The following is a 16,990-nucleotide window of genomic DNA, read 5'->3' on the forward strand; positions in this document are numbered from 1 at the left end:
ACAGTGACCTGTGAGCGCGGTGACGAAGACTTGGCACATGGCCATCCGGGCGCTGGCGCCGACCGGTGCGGTTCACGGCGACATCCTGCGTGCGGCGCTGGGTTTCTACCGGCACCTGCACGCCAACCCCGAACTGTCCGGAGCGGAGGCACAGACCGCCGAGGCCTTCGCGGCCAGGTTGCGCGCATTCGGCTTCGACGTCACCACCGGGGTGGGTGGGCACGGGGTGGTGGGCAGGCTCACCAACGGCGCCGGCCCGACGGTGTTGCTGCGCGCCGAACTGGACGCGTTACCCGTTGCCGAGGAAACCGGGCTGTCCTATGCCAGCGGCGTTGTCGCCCGGAGCGCCGACGGTGCCGAGGTCCCGGTGATGCACGCCTGCGGGCACGACCTGCACCTGGCCTCGCTCGCCGGCGCCGCCGCCGTGCTCTCCGCCGACCGGGAGCGCTGGCGGGGGACGCTGTTGGCGGTCGGCCAACCCGCCGAAGAGACTCTGCTCGGCGCGGCGGCCATGATGGACGACGGGCTCTACCACCGCTGGGGCCGCCCCGACGTCGCGCTGGCACAGCACTCCGCGCCACTTCCTGCCGGGATGGTGGCACACGGCGAGCTGATGACGGCAGGTTCGGTGACCCTGGAAGTCACCATCGACGGCCAGGGCGGACACCCGGCGATGCCCCACCTCTGCGTCGACCCCGTGGTCACCGCCGCCTCCATCGTGACGCAGTTGCAGACGATCCGTTCCCAGCGGATCGCCCCGACCGAACCGGCGGTGCTCACCGTCGGGCAGTTCTCGGCTGGCAGCCGCGCCAACGTGATAGCGGACAGCGCGACGATCGGCGTCACGATGCGCGCGTACTCGGCCGCGACGCTGAGCCAGATGCGGGAGGCGGTCGAACGGATAGTCCGGGCTGCTTGCACCGCCGCCGGCACGCCCGGCGATCCCCGCATCGCCGTGGTCGCGCAGGCCCCGGTCAACCAGCCCGATCCCTGGGTCACCGCCCGGGTACGCGCGGCGCACGCGGACGCGTTCGGCGCCGTCCGGGTCGGCGGATGGCCGCCGTCGCTGGCCGCCGAGGACTTCCCCGTGTTCGGCGCGGACGGCGTGGCCACCGGGTACTGGATGCTGGGCACGATCAGTCCAGCTCAGTGGCGTGCCGCCACCGGCGACGCGGCTGCCAAGCTGGTACAGATCCCGGGCAACCACTCGCCGCGGTTCGCCCCGCACGCCGCACTCGCGCTGCCGACCGGGATCCAGGCGCTGGTGAGCGCCGCACGCTGCTGGCTCGGTGCGGACCCGGACGATCAACGACTCCAGGCTGCCAACGGCACCGAGGGATCAGCGACAGCCCATCCAGTTAGGTGAACTGTTACCGAAAGATCAACAACCCGAAAGCAACTCGCGGCCAGGCCGCATCCGGGTACCGCGCCGCCCTGGAAACGCACACTTCGCCCTGAGCTAGGGCACCATTCGGGAGTTGAGCCGTCGGGTCGGCAGCCCCAGTCCGGCCAGCAGGGTGTCGGCGTGCCGGCCCACGCCGTCCACGGCCGCGTCGACCAGCCCGCCCAGGGTCCGGGCCGCAGTCGCGTGCAGGGTGCCGCGTTCGAGGTGCCACGCGCGGTGTTCGTGCAGGTCGCGCAGCCCGTACAGCAGCTCGGCCGCGGCCAGCGCGTCCCGGGCCGGGCCCGGCTCCTCGGCCGCGACGGCGTGCCGGAACGCCTCCGCGACCAGCCGCCGCTGGTGGGTGGTGGCCAGCGCGACCGCGTCCACCAGGTGCGGGTTCCAGGACTCGAACGGGGAGCCAGCATCGTGCCGTACCGCCTCGGCCAGTTCCAGGTGCAGGGTCGCCTCCTGGTGGCGCACCAGGTGCAGGCGTTCCCGGGCGTCGGTCAGGTCACCGACAACCCGGTCGACCGGCCGGTCCGGTGCCGGACCCTCGATCATCGAACGAGCGGCGTCCAGCAGGATCAGCAGGTTGTCGCCGCCGGCCGAGTTGTACGACTCGGCCATGCCCTCGTACGCGATGATCCGGTTGGCCGAGAGCACCCCCTGCGCACCGCTGCGCCGCCGGCACTCACCGGCCACCCCGGCGCAGATCTCTGCGGCGGCCGCCTTGGCCAGCGCGTTCCCCCGGTGCGCGGCGACCCACGGCGACCAGGTGATGGCGCCCTCGTCGGTGGGCGCCTCCTCGACCGACCAGGGCCGGGCCAGGAAGTCCTCGACGGCGTGCCGGACCAGCGCGGTCACCGCGTACGCCTCGGAGAGTGCGCCGTAGAGCGCGTGGCGCTGGGTCTGGTAGTCCAGCACCGGCCGGTTCGGCGAGAGCCGGCCCAGCGTGGTGCGCTTGTTCGCGTAACGCAACGCCACGGCCACCGCCGCCCGGGCCGCCGCGGCGAGCCCGACCGCCCCGGCCAGCGACGCCCACGCCGAGAGGCAGAGCGAGCGCAGCATCCGCCGATCGGCGCTGCCCAGCGGGTCGAGATATTCGCCCGCCCCGCTGATCGAGGCACTGTCCCGCAGCCAGTGGTCGTACGGCACCCGCACCCCCTCGAAGGAGGCGATCGAGTAGTCCAGTGGCACCGGACTGGTCCCGGGCAGCGGCTCCACCACCACCCCGGGCGTGAGCCCGGACCGTTCCCGCAGCGGCACCACGAACGCGAAGGTGCCCCGGGACTGCCCGGCCACGATCAGGTCCGCGTACACCGTGCCGATCTTCGCCACCCCGGGCAGCGCGATGCTGGCCATCAGCTTGCGGGCGCCGGGGTGCGGGGTGTGCAGCCGGAAGGTCCTGGTCTCCGGCTCGTAGTGGGCCTGGGTCTGTAGCGCGATGTGGTTGTTGCCCTGGCCGAGTTCGGTGATCAGAATGGCGCCCACCGCGTCCAGCCGGTCCAGCCGGTCGGTCGCCGTGACCAGCGAGGCGTCCGGCCGGCCCAGGTCGCGGATGCTGGTCAGCACCACCGCGTAGTGGATCGCCGCCGCGGCGAACAGGGACGGGTCTACCACCGCCGTCCACTCCAGCACTGCGGCCATCTTGCGGGAGTCCTTGAGCAGCGTGGAGGCGCCGCCCACCAGCTCGTTCACCACCTCGAGCTGGGCGTAGGTCCGGCGGGCGTACTCGTCCGCGTGCCGGGGCGGGTCGGCGGCGAACAACGGCCGGTCCAGCGCGGAGTCCAGGGTACGCAGCAACTGCTCCTCGGTTCCGACGGCGATCCTCACGCGTGCGCCTCCTTCGGCTCGGGTAGTGCGGTGGCGGCGGCCCGGAGGGCCTGGGCATGTTCGATCTCGAAGACGTGCCGGGGGTCGAAGGCGTTGACCTCGAAGACGCACTCGGCGCAGACCCGGCCGCCCTGCGACACCTGGGCATGCCCGACCAGCGGCACCCGCTCGGCGGTGCCCGGCGCGGTCTGCTCCAGCCAGGCCCGCAGGGTCGCGGCGAACGGGAAGACGAAGCGCGGGAAGTCGAACCGGCAGGCGTGCATCACCGGGTACCGCCGCACCCCGTCCGGGGTGGCCGGCACCAGTTCGTCCACCAGCCAGGTGAGCAGTTGGATGCCCGCCTCGATGAGCAGTACGCCCGGCACGTGCTGGCGCTCCGCGGTGTGGTCGGTGAGCAGTTCGGTCTCGTTCGGCACCACCAGGGCGGCGGTGGCCACCCCGTCGACCACGGTGGGCTCGCCGACCAGGACGTTGTCCTGCCGGCGCTTGATCACCCGGTGCCGGGGAATGGTGTCGGGCGGGGCCGGTCCGAACTCGACGGCCGGGCCGGCACCGTCCGTCTCGGCGGCGACGCGCAGCCCGCGCCAGGTGGTGGCATCGACGCCCAGCCCGGCGTGTACCCGCAGCCGGCGGGCCGGGCCCGCGACCGCCGCCCGGGCGATCTCCTCGTGCAACTCCCCGACGGTGAGCACGTCCGGCAGCCCGGTCGCCCGGACGAAACTCTCGCCGACCACCCAGACGTCCGCCGGTTCGTCGCTCATCGGGCCGGATCCGATGCCGTCGCTCATCGCGAACCCCCGCAGCGGAGCATGACCGATCCCCAGGTGACACCGGCGCCGAATCCGGTCAGCAGGGCCAGGCTGCCGTCGGCCAGCCGGCCCTGCTCGGCCGCGTCCGCCAGCGCGTAGGCGATCGACGCCGCGCCCAGGTTGCCGACCCGGTCGCCGATGATGTGCAACTGGTCCGGGCGTACCCCGGCCGCCTCGGCTACCCGGCGCAGCAGCGCCGGGTTCGGCTGGTGCGAGATCAACACGTCCACGTCGGCGAGCTTCACACCGCCGGAACGGACCCCGCTGGCCAGCAGCCGCGGGAACACGTCGGCGATGAACGCCGCCACCGCCCGCCCGTCCATCCGTAGGTAGTGCGCGCCGTCCGCGAGCGTCTGCCCGGTCGCCGGCCGGCGACTGCCACCGGCCGGCACCAGTACGTGGTCCGCCTGACTACCGTCGGCGCCCCAGCTGAATTCGGAGAAGCCGTATCCGGGGCGGACCGGGCCGAGTACGGCCGCCGCCGCGCCGTCGCCGAAGAGTACGGCGGTGGCCCGGTCCGCCGGATCCACGAACCGCGAGTAGCTCTCCGCGCCGATCACCAGCGCGTACCCCTCGCCGCCACCGGTGGCCACCAGCCAGTCGTGCGCGACCCGCAGCGCGTAGAAGAAGCCGGTGCAGGCCGCACCGAGGTCGAAGGCGGCGGCCCTGCTGGCGCCGAGCCGGACCTGCACCCGGCAGGCGGTGGACGGGCCGAAGTCGTCCGGCATGGAGGTGGCGACCACCAGCAGGCCGATCTCGTCCGGCCTCAGCTCGGCGTCGGACAGCGCCCGGCCGCCCGCCGCGACCGCCAGGTCCGAGGTGGCCTCGCCGGCAGCGGCGGCGTGCCGGCGCCGCACGCCGGTACGCTCCACGATCCATCCTGTGGACACCGCGCAGGCGGCGGCCACCTCCTCGTTCGTCCGGACCCGGTCCGGCAGGTGGCTGCCGGTGCCGAGCACGCCTATGCCGCCGTAGATTCCCATGACCCTCCCCGTCCCCCGGAGCCGGGCGCGCGTCCCCGACACGCCGGACGGTCACCGGCGGCGGGATGGCGGCCGACAAGCTGACCCAGGTAACCGACGATATAAGTCGATCTTCTACAGAGGACCGGTAGATACACGGGATCGGCGCCGAGATACACGGGATTGGCACGCCGCAGACCAGCGCCTCGTCCAGTACTCCGGCGGCGAGGCAGTGTCGTGGAACGCGACGATCTCGGTGATCTGCCTGCCGACCTCCGTTCCCCGCTCTGATCTACCAGGTGCCGGCGCGGCGGTCCCGCCAGGCTCGCCCGTCCGGGTCGTAGACCAGCCGGTACGCCGGGACCGCCCAGAGCCGCTGGTGCCACGGCAGCCGGCTCGTCTCGTGCGGGACCAGCCGCCCCGGCGGCCGGGGACCCCGCCGGCCGCCCGCGTGCCAGTCCCGCAGCGCGTTGGCGGCGGCGTCGATGGCGTCGACCGCCGAATCCGGGTCGAGGAGATCGGCGTCGTCGCCGGAGGTGCGGTCCAGGTGCTCGCGGAGCAGGGCCAGCCGCAACTCACGGGCGAAGCGGCGGGCCCCGTCGCCGAGGCCGGCCGGGTCGCGGGGCGCCCGCTCGTCGTGGGTGTCGTCGAGAATGGCGCAGGAGAGTTCGCTGTCGTGGGTCCAGGAGCGCCGGTTGAAGTTGTCGCTGCCGACGCTGCACCAGACGTCGTCCACCACACAGACCTTGGCGTGCACGTAGACGGGGATGCCGGCGTGGTTCTCCACGTCGTACACGTGCACCCGGTCTGCGGCGGCCTCCCGGCACAGTGCGATGGCCTGCTCCCGACCGACCTGGTTGGGTGGCAGTGCGAGCCGACCGTCCACGTCCGGATGCCGGGGCACGACGGCGACCAGGTGCAGGTCGGGGTTGTCCCGGAGCGCGTCGGCGAAGAGTTTCGCCACCTCCCGGGACCAGAGATACTGGTCCTCCAGGTAGACCAGCCGACGGGCCCGCTTGATCGCCTTGGTGTAGCCACGGGCGACGCTCTGCTCGCCGGACCTGGCGAAGCGGTAGGCCGGCCGCATCGCCGGATAGGTGCGGAGCAGCTGGATCCGGTGCGGTCCACAGGGCGGCGGGTCGGGCGGCTGCGGCGGCAGCCGGTCGGCGTGCAGGTCCGCGCCGTCGAGCTTGTCGCGTACCGTGCTGATCGGCCCGTGCTGGTCCAGCGGCGCCGGGTCGGTCCAGCGCTCCCGGAAGGTGAGGTCGAGCGCACCGACGACCGGGCCGCGCAGCGCGAGCTGCACGTCGTGCCAGGGCGGGCGGTCGCCGTACGCCCTGGCCATCCGCACCGCCTGCGGGTCGCCGCGACGGCTGTGACACAGGTCGATGCCGCCGGCGAACGCGACGTCCCGCTCCGGCTCGGCCGGATGCCGGAGTACGACCAACTTCTGGTGGTGCGAGCCGCCGCGCCGGACCCGCTGGTCGAGCAGTACCTCGCCACCGGCCGCCTCGACCGCCTCGCCGAGGTGCCGGTTCTCCTCCTCGCTGTAGGTGAACCGGTCGAGGTGGGAGCGCCAGATCAGGCCCTTGACGACGACGCCGCGCCGGGCGGCGGCGGAGAGCAGCCCGCCGATGGTGGGGCCGTCGTCGCGCAGCCGCTCGTCCGGGTCGCCCCGCCAGTCGGTGAAGAAGACGTGGTCGCCTTCTTCGAGGGCTTCGACCTCGGTGGCGAGCCGGTCGAAGTAGGTGGCGCCGTGGATCAGTGGCTCGGCCAGGTTGCCCTCGGTCCACACTGGGAGGGCGGAGTCGGGGTTGTCCCGCTCCGCCTCGCTGAGAAACCAGTCCTGAACAGGCACGCGGCACCTTCCGCTAGGCGATCACCTCACGGTAGGACGGGCGCCGCCCACCCGCATCCCGTACGCGGCACTCGGCCAGTACGACGGACTCGCCCTACCGTCCTGGCGGCTTGAACGGGTAGTCCAGATGGCGGCTTTGAAGGATGGGGTGCCTGGCACTACTGTCCCACGTCGTGACCAAGTATCGAATCGGTCTTTTCCTCACCTGCGCCTTGGCCTTCACCGTTTCAGCATGCGCGGGGGCAGAGCCGGCGCAGGAGCACTCAGCAACTTCGGCAACTTCTGCTCCGGGGCCGTCCCCTACTGTTCTGATGATTCCACGGGTCGTCGTATCCGCCGGCCATGATTCGGACCCCGGCACTAACTGGTCTGAGCGTCTGGAAGTAGAGCCTCACGGAGCATGGGAGTGTCACAACTGCGCGGGTGATGACAAGACAACCTCTGGCAAACTCAACGAAATCCAGATTCGCGACCTGCACTCGCTGTTGAATGACCCCACGTTCGCTGAAGAGGACATGTGGAAGAGGCCTAAGCCAAAGTGCGAAGGCGAGTGGTTCTCCACCCTGGCCTCCCGAGCCACAATCGTTGCTTGGCAAGACTGCCCGGGTGACGGACCGCCGCGAACGACCGCAGCCATCCTTCGCGTGCTGACCGATGGCACCCCGTTGGTGGTCAAAGCACCCGCTGCATGACCGAACAGGCGGCCACCAACCACGGCTGTCGACCGAAACGCGACCAAGTGCTGCTAGTCGTCTAGGTGCAGGTCGAAATAGGCCTGGACCGGGCCATAAAACGGATACGGCACGTACTCCACGAGCAGGCTCCGGTTACACCAGGCAAGCTCGACGAGCTCCTCCTCGTCCGCGACGTAGGCCGTCCCCTTCAGCACCCGGCACACGACGTACACCATTTTGCGTCCCGTCGCGGGATGGATGCGCTCGCCGAGGCGCTGCACCGAGTGGACCGTTAGGCCGGTCTCTTCGCCGGTTTCCCGGACTGCGGCCTCCTCGGCGGACTCCTCTGGTTCCACCTCCCCCGCCGGAAACTGCCACGAGAGCTGACCTTCGTTCACACGCCGCCTCACCAGCAACACCCGGCCGTCGTCCACGATGACGGCAGCAGCGATCAACGCTCGGTCATATCGCTGGTTCACGATGACTCCCTCAACGCCTCCGATGCAGGAGCCTCCGGCCAGCACACCGGGCACACACACCTCTTGACAGCAACCTCTGGGCCGTCGCCGACGACGACCGCTCCGGGACAGTCGTGCGGGGTGTCGCTCGACAGCGGTGGCCGGACGGCCAGCCAACAGGGCATACAGATCGTCGTGCCGGTCATCGGACACGCGCCAGGGCCGCCCGGAGGTCGTCAAGGGTCGCATCCTCGGGCAGCGTGCCCGAGCGCAGGAGCCGGACGGCTGCTTCTCGCCGCAGCACGTCGGCCGCCCAGAGCGGGACCGGGCAGCCCTCCGGCGTGCAGTTGAGGCACCTTCCGCCGCGGTCGTGCACGTCGCTCGCCAGTCGGGCGACGGAGTACTCGATCGCAGGGCTCCAGTCCCCAGCGATCCCGCCGCTCATCGGTCGGGTCCATCCACGCGGCGCCAGCGGCCCGCTTCGAGCCGGTAGTCCCGAACGCCGTGCAACTCGTTGACCACCCACCAGAGTGCATCGAGCAGCAGATCGACCAGCCTCACCACGACGTACTTCATCTGGCGGCCATGGCGTCGAGGATGGCGCCGACCCGGACCATCAGGGTGATGCACGGACCGTGGTCGGGGTACCTGCCGCACCAGGGCGAGTGTCCCCACACCCGCAGCCAGCCGACATCCCCCGATACATGATCGGTCCATGGGTCGTGGAGACGACCACGTGGGGTCGGCGGTCGAGAGCCGGGGAGATCAGTTCCAGCCAGTCCGTGGGTTCGAGGCGAAGTACGAGGCCCGCCGGGATCCGCTGGACCAGGACCGCTTCGAGCACGCGTTTCTTGGCGCGGGCCGCTTCGGCGTCTTCCTCGGCCTGCGCTCGTTCACAGATCCGGTCGGCCCGGTACTCGTCGAGAGCGGACTTCCACCTTCCCAGCGTGCCCATCGGTCCCTCCCAGTCGAACCGGGGAGGCATGGCGGCCGGGTCGCTCTGCTGAACCCGTTCCGGCCGCCACGCCCCGCTTGGACGGGCGGCACCCAACGGGGGAAGGGTGTCGCCCGGCGGACGCGGCAGGCTTGCGGAGCCGCGTCCAGTGAGGGCGGTCACGGTGGGATGAACAGCTACGCGGTACCTGAGGGCACCCGCCCGTCCGACATCCGCGCCGCGACCGTGCAGTCACCGTAGATACCGCGCAACTGGGCGAGGGGTACGTCACGTACCCGGATACACAGCGTACCCCTTACGGAGTAACTCCGGCTCGTTGAGCCAGCTCAACCGCCTCGGACCGAATCGACGCCGGGGCCTCGGTAGCCAGTCGGGCCAACATGTCCCGGGCCGCAGGGTTGTATCTGACCGTCTCCGGCGAAGTCGCGTCAGCCTTGTGAAGAAGATGAAGGGTCGCTTCCCGCGCGCCCTCGATGTCCGCGCTCCGGGCCAGTTCGACGTAGTGTCGCCCGCGTCGCTCCGTCGAAGGTATCGACGCCGGGTCGAGCGAGTGCGCCCGCCGCTGGGCTTCCTCCGGGTCGCCGAGGTCGACGGCGCACATCACCGCGTAGACGTCGACCAGTGGCCGGGAGACCCGGGTGCGCAGACCGACGAAGTTCTCCGGCAGTACTCGATGCACCACGTTCCGGGCGGTCTCCCAATCCGACCAGGCGCCCTGATCTCCGGTCCGTGCCCGGGTCAACGCCGAGCACAGGTGCAGGTCGGCCAGTATTTCGGCGTACTCGACCGGCCCGTCCGCAACGCGCGGCTCGATGAGCGCCTTCGCTTCGCCGAGCCGGGCAAGCGCCTCGTCGCCACGGCCGACGGACCGGAGCAGGTGGGCGGCGTACCAGATGGCCTGCGCGACGGCGATCGGATCGTCGGCGTCGAGGGCGGCCGCCATGCCCCGGTCGACAGTCAACCAGCACAGTTCGCGGTCGCCGTGCCAAGCCAAGAACGCTTGGGCGAGGTGGTACGACTGGGCCAGCATGGCGAGCGACTGACGCCGCTCTGCTCCGGCGTGCAGCCGCACGGCGCGCTGGGTGGCGTCGAGCAGGCCGGGCAGGATCGCGCCCGCCTCAGACCGCTGATGCCGGGAGGTGTGCCATGTCTGCCACGCCGAATCAACCGCGCCCCGCAGATACTCCGGCGAGGCGGGTACGCCGTCGATGTTGACGTGCCACGCGGTCAACGCTCGGCGGACATCCTCGACTCCGGGGTGGGTGGGTCGACCGTCAAGGGACAGGGTGACGGCCGGACCGAACAGGTCGCCGAGGTCCCGGACGCCCAAGTGGGGTGCGATCTGCTGCGCGGCGCGCAGGGTCAGGGACCGCTTGCCGTTCTCGATGAACTTGACGGTCGTCGGGGAGAGCCCGGCGAGCCCGGCGAGACGTTCCCGGGACAGTCCCGCCGCGCGGCGTAGACGCTCGACCCGCATGCCTGGTGTGGGTTCGGTCTGATCGGTCATGGCGCCACCTCACCGCATTGGGTACATCGTGTACCCGACGGTACGCGGACTCAGCCAGCAGCGCCAGGAACGTATCCGGTCCGCCGCCACTACTCCCCGGCTGGAACATCATGTACGACAAGGCGTAGATGATGTTCCAGCCGGGTCTGACGCGTCACTCCGCTGCCACAGCCGTCAGCTCGTCAGCGGCAGGGTGAGCCGGCTCGGCGAGAGCTGCACGGTGACCCCGGCGGCCGACATGTCGGTGGTCAGGTATTCACCGTGGTTGGCGACCAGCACCAACCCGATCCGGCTGCCGACCGGGAAGATGTAGTCCTTCGGCTCCAGGCGGATCGTCACCGTGTAGGCGGTGCCCGGGGTCAGCGGCGTACCGGTCGTCAGCGAGCTGTGGTTCTTGGTGTCGATGGCGCCCCGGCTCACCACCCGGGTCGGCGCCCCGTCGGTGTAGTGCACCAGCAGGGCGGTCAACGGCGTACTGGTCGAGGTGGCGCTGAACCGGACCTCCGCCGTGCCGGCCCCGGCCAGCCGACGGGCGGTGGTCAGCGCCGGGGCGAGGTAGACCAACCGGTTCGGCTTGGCGGTCTCCGGCTGGCTGGTCATCGCGAACTCGAACTGGCCCCGGCTGTCGGTGAACGACTGGTTGACCGCCGGACCGGGCGAGGTCAGCAGGGTGCCGGCGGCGCCGGTGCCCGGCCCGCCGAGGTAGAAGTCGGTCGAGGTGACCGTCCCGGGCCAGCTCGGGTAGGTGTTCGTCGCGCCGCCGGGCCGCTTGATGGTGGCCTGCGGCTCGTCCATGATCCCGTTGGCGATGTCGTAGAGCCAGTAGTCCATCCAGCGGCCGACGGTGTCCCGCCCGACCAGGTCGCTGCCGAACGGGTCGGTGTGCGCCCCGTCGTGCAGCCACAGCTTGCGCGGCACGCCCTGGGCGGCGATGGCGTCCCAGTACCGGCCGAACTGGGTGGTCTTGGTGTTGCCGTCCTGCTGGCCGTGGACCAGGAAGACCGAGGCGTCCACCGAGGCCGCCCCGTCCCGGTAGTCACGCTGCTGCCAGAAGGCGTTCAGGTCGGCGGTCGCGTCGTCGGCCGCGTCGCCGAGGGCGGTGTAGCGGGCGGCGCACTCGGCGTCGTGCGCGGGCGAGGAGACGTACCGAGCCAGGGATTCGGGGTAGCGGCTGCCGAAGCCGCCGTACGCGATGCCCTGGGCGCGGGCGTAGTCGTACCAGGCGGAGATGCTGGCGATCGGGACGATCGTCTCCAGCCCGTCGATGCCGGTCTCGGCGACCGCGATCGGCAGGGTGCCGGCGTACGAGACACCGATCATGCCGACCGAACCGGTGCTCCAGTCGGCGACCGCGGGCGTACCGTCGGAGTAGGTGGCGGTGGCACGGCCGTTGAGCCAGTCGATGGCGGCGCTCGCGCTGCGGACGTCCTCCGGGCCGCCGATGGTGGCGCAGCCGTCCGATCCGGCGGTGCCCTGCATGTCGACCTCGACGACGGCGTAGCCGCGCGGCACGAAGTAGTCGTCGTACCAGGCGGTGAAGTGCGCCGGGACGATCAGGTTGCCGCGCGGCGCGGTGCTGTCCCCGAAGTACGGGCTGGCGTGCATCACCGTCGCCACCTGGAGCCCGGTCTCGGTCTCCTCGGGACGGATCACCTGCACCGCGATCCGGTCGGTCGAGCCGTCGCCGTCACTGTCCATTCCAGAGTTGACGTAGACGGTCTCCTGGATCGCCGCGTCCCTGGCGAAGACCGGCTGGGTGGCGCCGTTCTCGATCGCCAGGCCGGGCGGCGCGGCGGTGGCCGGTGCCGTGCCGACCAGAACGCCTCCCGCCGTCATCGCCCCGGCCACCAGGGCGGCGGCGAACGATCTGGACATGGCTGTGCCAACGCGATAGCGCATGGTCCCTCCCCCGTACCGGACACGTGGCGCCACCATATCGACCTAGAGCGATCTGACGGAAGTCGATGTGATGTTCGTGATGCGGACGGCATCCGCGCCGGGACGCGGCGGCGGTGACGACCCGACGGTCCGGGGCGGTCGCGTGTTCAGTCGAGTGGCACGCTGGTCAGCACCGACGTGGTGGGCTGGGCCGAGCCGGCGGCCGGTTCGACGGTCACCGCGACGGCGTTCATCCCCGACAGTCCGGCCAGCAGGCTGCTGTCGTCGCCGGCCCCGGCGGTCAGTACCCCGGCCGGCCGAGGGGTCGTCCCCTCGATCAGCCACAACTGGTACGCCCGGTCGGCCGGGACCGGGGGTGCACCGGCCAGCAGCACGACTCCGGCGTCCCGGCCCGGGGAACTGAGGACGGTCAGCCGTCCCCCGCCGGTCAGCCCGTTGCGCCGGACCACCAGGTCCGGCTGGTCGAGGATCTCCTGCATCCGGTCCAGCTCGGCCCGGGCGGCGACGGTGGCCGCCCGCTCGTCGCGTACCCGCTGCTGCTGCACCAGGTAGCTGGTCACCCCGGCGGCCACCGCCAGTACGGCGGCGGCGACGGCAGCGGCGGTGACCGTACGCCACCGGGACAGCGCACTCCGGCCGTCCCGGCCCGGCCGGGGCCCCGGTCGCTCCTGACGGGTCCGGGACACCTGGGCCAGCACCTCGGCCCTCAGCCGTGGCGGTGGCACCGACCATGCACCGTCGGCCAGCCGCGCGGCGGTCTCCAGCAGCTCGCCGACCTCGGTCGCGCAGGACGGACAGTCGGCCAGGTGCCGGTCGAAGGCGGCCCGTTCGAGGTCGTCGACGGCGTCCAGCACGTACGCCCCGACCAGCGTGTGGATGTCGCTCACCTCGTCACCTCCACGCCGAGTACGCCGAGACAGTCCCGCAACCGGATCAGCCCGTCCCGCATCCGGGTCTTCACCGTCGGCAGCGCCGCGCCGAGCAGCTCCGCGACCTCCCGGTAGGTGTGCCCGGCGTAGTAGGCGAGGGTGATCGCCTCGCGTTGCAACTCGGTCAGGTCACCGAGGCAGCGGCGTACCTGCTGCTGCTCCAGCCGGCGGGCGGCCTGGTCCGGCACCTCGTCGTGCGGGGTCTCGGCCGGGCTCGTGGCGACCCTGACCTGACGCTCGGCACTGGCCTGCTCGGCCCGGACCCGGTCCACCGCCCGGCGGTGCGCGATGGTGCAGATCCAGCTCGTCGCCGAGCCGCGCGCCGGGTCGAACCGGGTCGCCGTGCGCCACACCTCGACCAGTACCTCCTGGGTGACCTCCTCGGCCTGCGCGGGATCCCGCAGCACCCGGCGGACCAGCCCGTACACCCGGGGGACCACCAGGTCGTAGAGCCGGCCGAACGCCGCCTCGTCGCCGAGGGCCACCGCCCGCAGCAGCCCGTCCGCCTCGGCCCGGCCCGCGTCCGGCGCGGGCCGGGGCGAGGGTACCGGGGTGAGGTGGTCGGGCCGGCGCCGCGCGCCGCTGGGATCCGTCATGGCACCAGCCTTCCTTCGGTGGTCCGCCCGGACCACGAGTGGTATTGGACACGACGATCCGCCGGATCGGTATCCACGGATCTGCCGGTATCCGGGCCCGGTCACTAGACGGCGACGGTGCCCAGGGCACGGCCGGCGAGGACCAGCCCGACGACGAGCACCAGCCCGGCCGTGCCGAGCGGTGCGGCGGAGGCGAGCGCCGCCAGCCGGCGCCACCGCCGGGTGGTCCGGTCGCGCCGCCGCCGCTGGTCCCACCGCTCGCGCAGCCGGACCACCAGCAGGCCCGCGGCGGTCAGCGTGGCGGCCATGCCGGCGCCGTAGCCGATCACGAGCAACACCCCGAATCCGGTACGCCCGAGGCCGATCGCGCCGAGCAGGATCACCAGGGCGGACGGGCTGGGCACCAGTCCCCCGGAGACGCCGAGCCCCAGGATGCCAAGCCGGCTGGTTCCGTGGTGATGGTGGTGGTGCTGCCCCGCCCCGTGGCCGTGCGGGTGGTCATGCCCGTGGGTGTGGCCGTGCGTGTCGTCGTGCCCGTGCCCGCGGCCATGGGCATGGGCATGGGCACGGGAATGGGCGTGGGGCTGATCGTGTCCGTGGGCGTCGGCGTGGATTCGGTGGTGGTCGACTGCCGAGCGGGCGCGACGGCGGACGAGATCGAGCAGCATGCCCGCGCCGACCACCGCGATCAGGCCGCCGCTGACCACGCCGAGCCAGCCGAGCACGGTCTCGCCGACCAGCCCGGCGACCGTGGTCAGCAGCAGGCCGAGCACCAGCACCCCGCCGGTGTGCGTCAGCGTCACGGTCGCGCCGACCGCCACGGCGTCCCTCGGCCGGCCGGCCCGACCGGCGAGGTAGGCGGCCATCACCGTCTTGCCGTGGCCGGGCAGTGCGGCGTGTGCCGCGCCGAGCACCAGGGCGAGCAGCACGGCGAGCGTCCCGACCAGCGGCGTCACCTGCCGGCTGCCGACCAGGTCACGCAACCGCCGCTCGGCACCCGCCGTCCAGCCGGCGACGGCCGAGGACGACTCGCCGGAGGTGGGCGCCGCGACGCCGTCCACCGTCGCGGCCCCCGGACCCGCAGCACCGCCATCGCGAAGTCCCGCGCCTCGGCGCGGGCCGCCTCCGCCCGGGACCCCGAGGTCAGCACCCGGCTCCACCCGCAGCCGCGCCGCGCGTACGTCCAGCGGGGAGCTGAGCAGGTCTTCCGGGTACGCCCGCAGCACCTCGCTCACACTCGCCACCGGCAGCGGCGAGTCGACGATCCGCACCCCGGAGCCGACGGCGGTCAGCTCGCGCCAGCCCACCCGGTCGACCCGGTACCGGTTGACGATCTCGACCGTCGTCGCGGAGCCGAGTACGGCGTCGGCGGTCAGCCGGCACCGTAGCCGGCTGGTGGGCAGCCCGGCGGTGCCGGAGGCGTACTCGAAGGCGGTGTCGCCGACCGCCCAGCCCAGCCGGCGGCCGGCGACGGTGACCTCGAAGTCCCGGGCCAGCTCGGCGCAGCTCGCGGCGGCGTGCGCGGCGCGTTCCGGCCCGCTCGCGCTGCCGTCACCGTTCGAGTCGACCGTGCCGGACTCCTGCAACGTCGGCAGTTCGGCGAGGTCGACCTCGGTGGCCACCACGACCCGGTCGGGGCGGAGTTCCAGCGCCGCCGACTGGTTGACCGAGAAGTTGCCCAGCGGGTGGGCGCCGGCCGGGCGCGGCGGGTCGGCCAGCGCACCGGCCAGCCCCAGCGAGAGTCCGACGACGACCAGTAGCGCGATCCGTCTCATGCTGACCCCAGTCCGGCGAGGGCGCGGGCGGCGGCCGGCGCGTCCAGTGTGGAGAAGTACGGGTTGACGTCGAGCGCCCGCCCCAGGTCGCGCCGGGCGGCCGCCCGGTCCCCCAGGGCGAGTTCGATCATTCCGAGGTGGTAGGCGTACCGGGCGTTCCGGGCGCCCAGCGACTCGGCGCGCCGGGCGTAGCCGAGTGCCTCGGCGTGCCGCCCGTTCGCGTGCAGCGCCCAGCCGAGTAGGTCGGCGACCTCGGCGAACTGCCGCCGCTGCCACTCCCGGCGGGCCAGGGTCAGCGCCTCGGCCGGACGGGACCGGGCCAGCGCGAGAGCCGCCCCGGCCAGGGCGTCGGTGCCGCCGTTGGCGGTGAAGAGCTGGTGCGCGGCGTGCGCCAGCTCTCGCTGCGCGTCGGCCTCGGCGCTCCGGCCGGCGGCGTCGAGCAGGTCGGCGTATTCGAGGAGGTAGCCGGGGGTCGGTGACCGGGCGATGAGGTCGGCGTAGCCGGCGACGGCCTGGTCGAACCGGCCCCGGGCGGCGGCCACCTTCGCCCGGCCCTGGAGCAGCGGCAGGTAGCCGGGATCGGCGGCGGTGCCGGCGGCGTACTCCCGCTCCGCGCCGGCCAGGTCGCCAGCGTTCCAGGCCAGCTCGCCGAGGTGGTAGCGGCAGAAGGCCACATCGGCCGGGTCGAGAGCGGTGTCGAGGGCCTGCCGCAGCAGGGCGGTCGCCTCGGAGATCCGGCCGCGCTGCTCCCGGTCGTAGGCGGCCCGGGTCAGCGCGGTCAGCCCGGGGCGCAGGTCGAGCAGTCGTTGCACCGCCTCGGTCGCGGCGACGGCCCGGCCCAACTGGGTCTCGGCGTCGGCGAGTACCGCGTACGCCTCCGCGCTGTACGGATTGACCCGCAACGCCTGCCGGGCGTGCCGGGCGGCACCGGCGAAGTCGTGCCGGGCGTTCGCCAGGGCGCCGAGCCCGGCCAGCGCCGGGTCGTTGCCGTCCGGGCGTACCGCGAGGGACCGGCGCAGTGCCCCCTCGGCCTTGCCGAACCAGCTCGGGTCCGCCGTGATCCGGGACTTCTCCAGGTACGCCAGGCCGAGCGCCGCCCAGCTCCGGTGGTCGCCGGGGACCCGGCGGAGCTGCTCCTGCGCCCGGTCGATCGTCACGGCGAGCCGGTCGCCCCGGGGTACGACCTCGCCGGTGACCGCCGCCGGTGCCGGTGCACGGAGCCCGAGCACCCCGCCGACGCCGAGCAGCAGCACGGTGGCCAGTCCCAGCACCACCAGGGAACGGACCCGGATTCGCAGTAGCCGCCTCATCTCTCCGCTTCCTCTCCTCCGCGATTCCTTCGGTCTCCGGG

13 protein-coding genes and 1 pseudogene are annotated in these 16,990 nt (G+C 72.5%); 2 read left to right on the plus strand and 12 right to left on the minus strand.

Going from position 1 to position 16,990, the window contains the following annotated elements; genetic code table 11:
* Positions 1-37: 37 nt before the first annotated feature.
* Positions 38-1,279 (plus strand): annotated as a pseudogene (locus AAH979_RS09490) (amidohydrolase); the annotation flags it as partial.
* Between the two features lie 180 nt (positions 1,280-1,459).
* On the opposite strand, the gene AAH979_RS09495 reads toward AAH979_RS09490, so the two are convergent.
* The 4 genes from AAH979_RS09495 to AAH979_RS09510 form a co-directional block, all read right to left on the minus strand.
* Positions 1,460-3,217, minus strand: a complete 1,758-nt coding sequence (locus AAH979_RS09495; RefSeq protein WP_346257687.1) for an acyl-CoA dehydrogenase — start codon at positions 3,215-3,217, stop codon at positions 1,460-1,462.
* The gene (locus AAH979_RS09500) at positions 3,214-3,978 is read right to left on the minus strand and encodes an AfsA-related hotdog domain-containing protein (RefSeq protein WP_346257688.1); all 765 of its coding nucleotides are present in this window, start codon (positions 3,976-3,978) and stop codon (positions 3,214-3,216) included. Before AAH979_RS09500 ends, AAH979_RS09495 begins: the two co-directional genes overlap by 4 nt.
* Positions 3,979-4,001: 23 nt before the next feature.
* Complete coding sequence (locus AAH979_RS09505) at positions 4,002-5,009, minus strand: beta-ketoacyl-ACP synthase 3 (protein ID WP_346257689.1); 1,008 nt, start codon at positions 5,007-5,009, stop codon at positions 4,002-4,004.
* Between the two features lie 271 nt (positions 5,010-5,280).
* Entirely contained in the window at positions 5,281-6,846 is a 1,566-nt protein-coding gene (locus AAH979_RS09510; RefSeq protein ID WP_346257690.1) for a phospholipase D-like domain-containing protein, read from the minus strand.
* A 173-nt stretch (positions 6,847-7,019) separates the two neighbouring features.
* Between AAH979_RS09510 and AAH979_RS09515 the strand changes: the two genes are divergently transcribed.
* A complete protein-coding gene (locus tag AAH979_RS09515; RefSeq protein ID WP_346257691.1) occupies positions 7,020-7,538 on the plus strand; it encodes a hypothetical protein in 519 nt (172 codons plus the stop codon).
* Positions 7,539-7,591: 53 nt separating this feature from the next.
* On the opposite strand, the gene AAH979_RS09520 is transcribed toward AAH979_RS09515, so the two are convergent.
* The 8 genes from AAH979_RS09520 to AAH979_RS09555 all read right to left on the minus strand — a co-directional run bounded on the left by AAH979_RS09520 (position 7,592) and on the right by AAH979_RS09555 (position 16,949).
* On the minus strand, positions 7,592-7,999 hold the full coding sequence (locus tag AAH979_RS09520; RefSeq protein WP_346257692.1) for an NUDIX hydrolase: 408 nt from the start codon (positions 7,997-7,999) through the stop codon (positions 7,592-7,594).
* Positions 8,000-8,419: 420 nt separating this feature from the next.
* Positions 8,420-8,554: a hypothetical protein gene (locus AAH979_RS09525; protein WP_346257693.1), complete on the minus strand. Its 135-nt coding sequence runs from the start codon at positions 8,552-8,554 to the stop codon at positions 8,420-8,422.
* 674 nt (positions 8,555-9,228) lie between these two features.
* Positions 9,229-10,440 (minus strand): helix-turn-helix transcriptional regulator, encoded by a 1,212-nt coding sequence (locus AAH979_RS09530; RefSeq protein WP_346257694.1) that lies wholly within the window; start codon positions 10,438-10,440, stop codon positions 9,229-9,231.
* A 174-nt stretch (positions 10,441-10,614) separates the two neighbouring features.
* A complete protein-coding gene (locus AAH979_RS09535; RefSeq protein WP_346257695.1) occupies positions 10,615-12,315 on the minus strand; it encodes a CocE/NonD family hydrolase in 1,701 nt (566 codons plus the stop codon).
* Positions 12,316-12,485: 170 nt separating this feature from the next.
* Complete coding sequence (locus tag AAH979_RS09540) at positions 12,486-13,226, minus strand: anti-sigma factor (protein ID WP_346257696.1); 741 nt, start codon at positions 13,224-13,226, stop codon at positions 12,486-12,488.
* Complete coding sequence (gene sigK / locus AAH979_RS09545) at positions 13,223-13,864, minus strand: ECF RNA polymerase sigma factor SigK (RefSeq protein ID WP_346257697.1); 642 nt, start codon at positions 13,862-13,864, stop codon at positions 13,223-13,225. The genes AAH979_RS09540 and sigK overlap by 4 nt, the downstream gene beginning before the upstream one ends.
* A 104-nt stretch (positions 13,865-13,968) precedes the next feature.
* The gene (locus AAH979_RS09550) at positions 13,969-15,639 is read right to left on the minus strand and encodes a hypothetical protein (protein ID WP_346257698.1); all 1,671 of its coding nucleotides are present in this window, start codon (positions 15,637-15,639) and stop codon (positions 13,969-13,971) included.
* Positions 15,636-16,949 carry a tetratricopeptide repeat protein gene (locus AAH979_RS09555; protein WP_346257699.1) on the minus strand — a complete coding sequence of 438 codons (1,314 nt, stop codon included), beginning with the start codon at positions 16,947-16,949 and terminating at the stop codon, positions 15,636-15,638. Before AAH979_RS09555 ends, AAH979_RS09550 begins: the two co-directional genes overlap by 4 nt.
* Positions 16,950-16,990: the final 41 nt, after the last annotated feature.

The organism is Plantactinospora sp. ZYX-F-223 (genome assembly GCF_039649625.1).
In the GTDB taxonomy this organism is placed as follows: Bacteria; Actinomycetota; Actinomycetes; order Mycobacteriales; family Micromonosporaceae; genus Plantactinospora.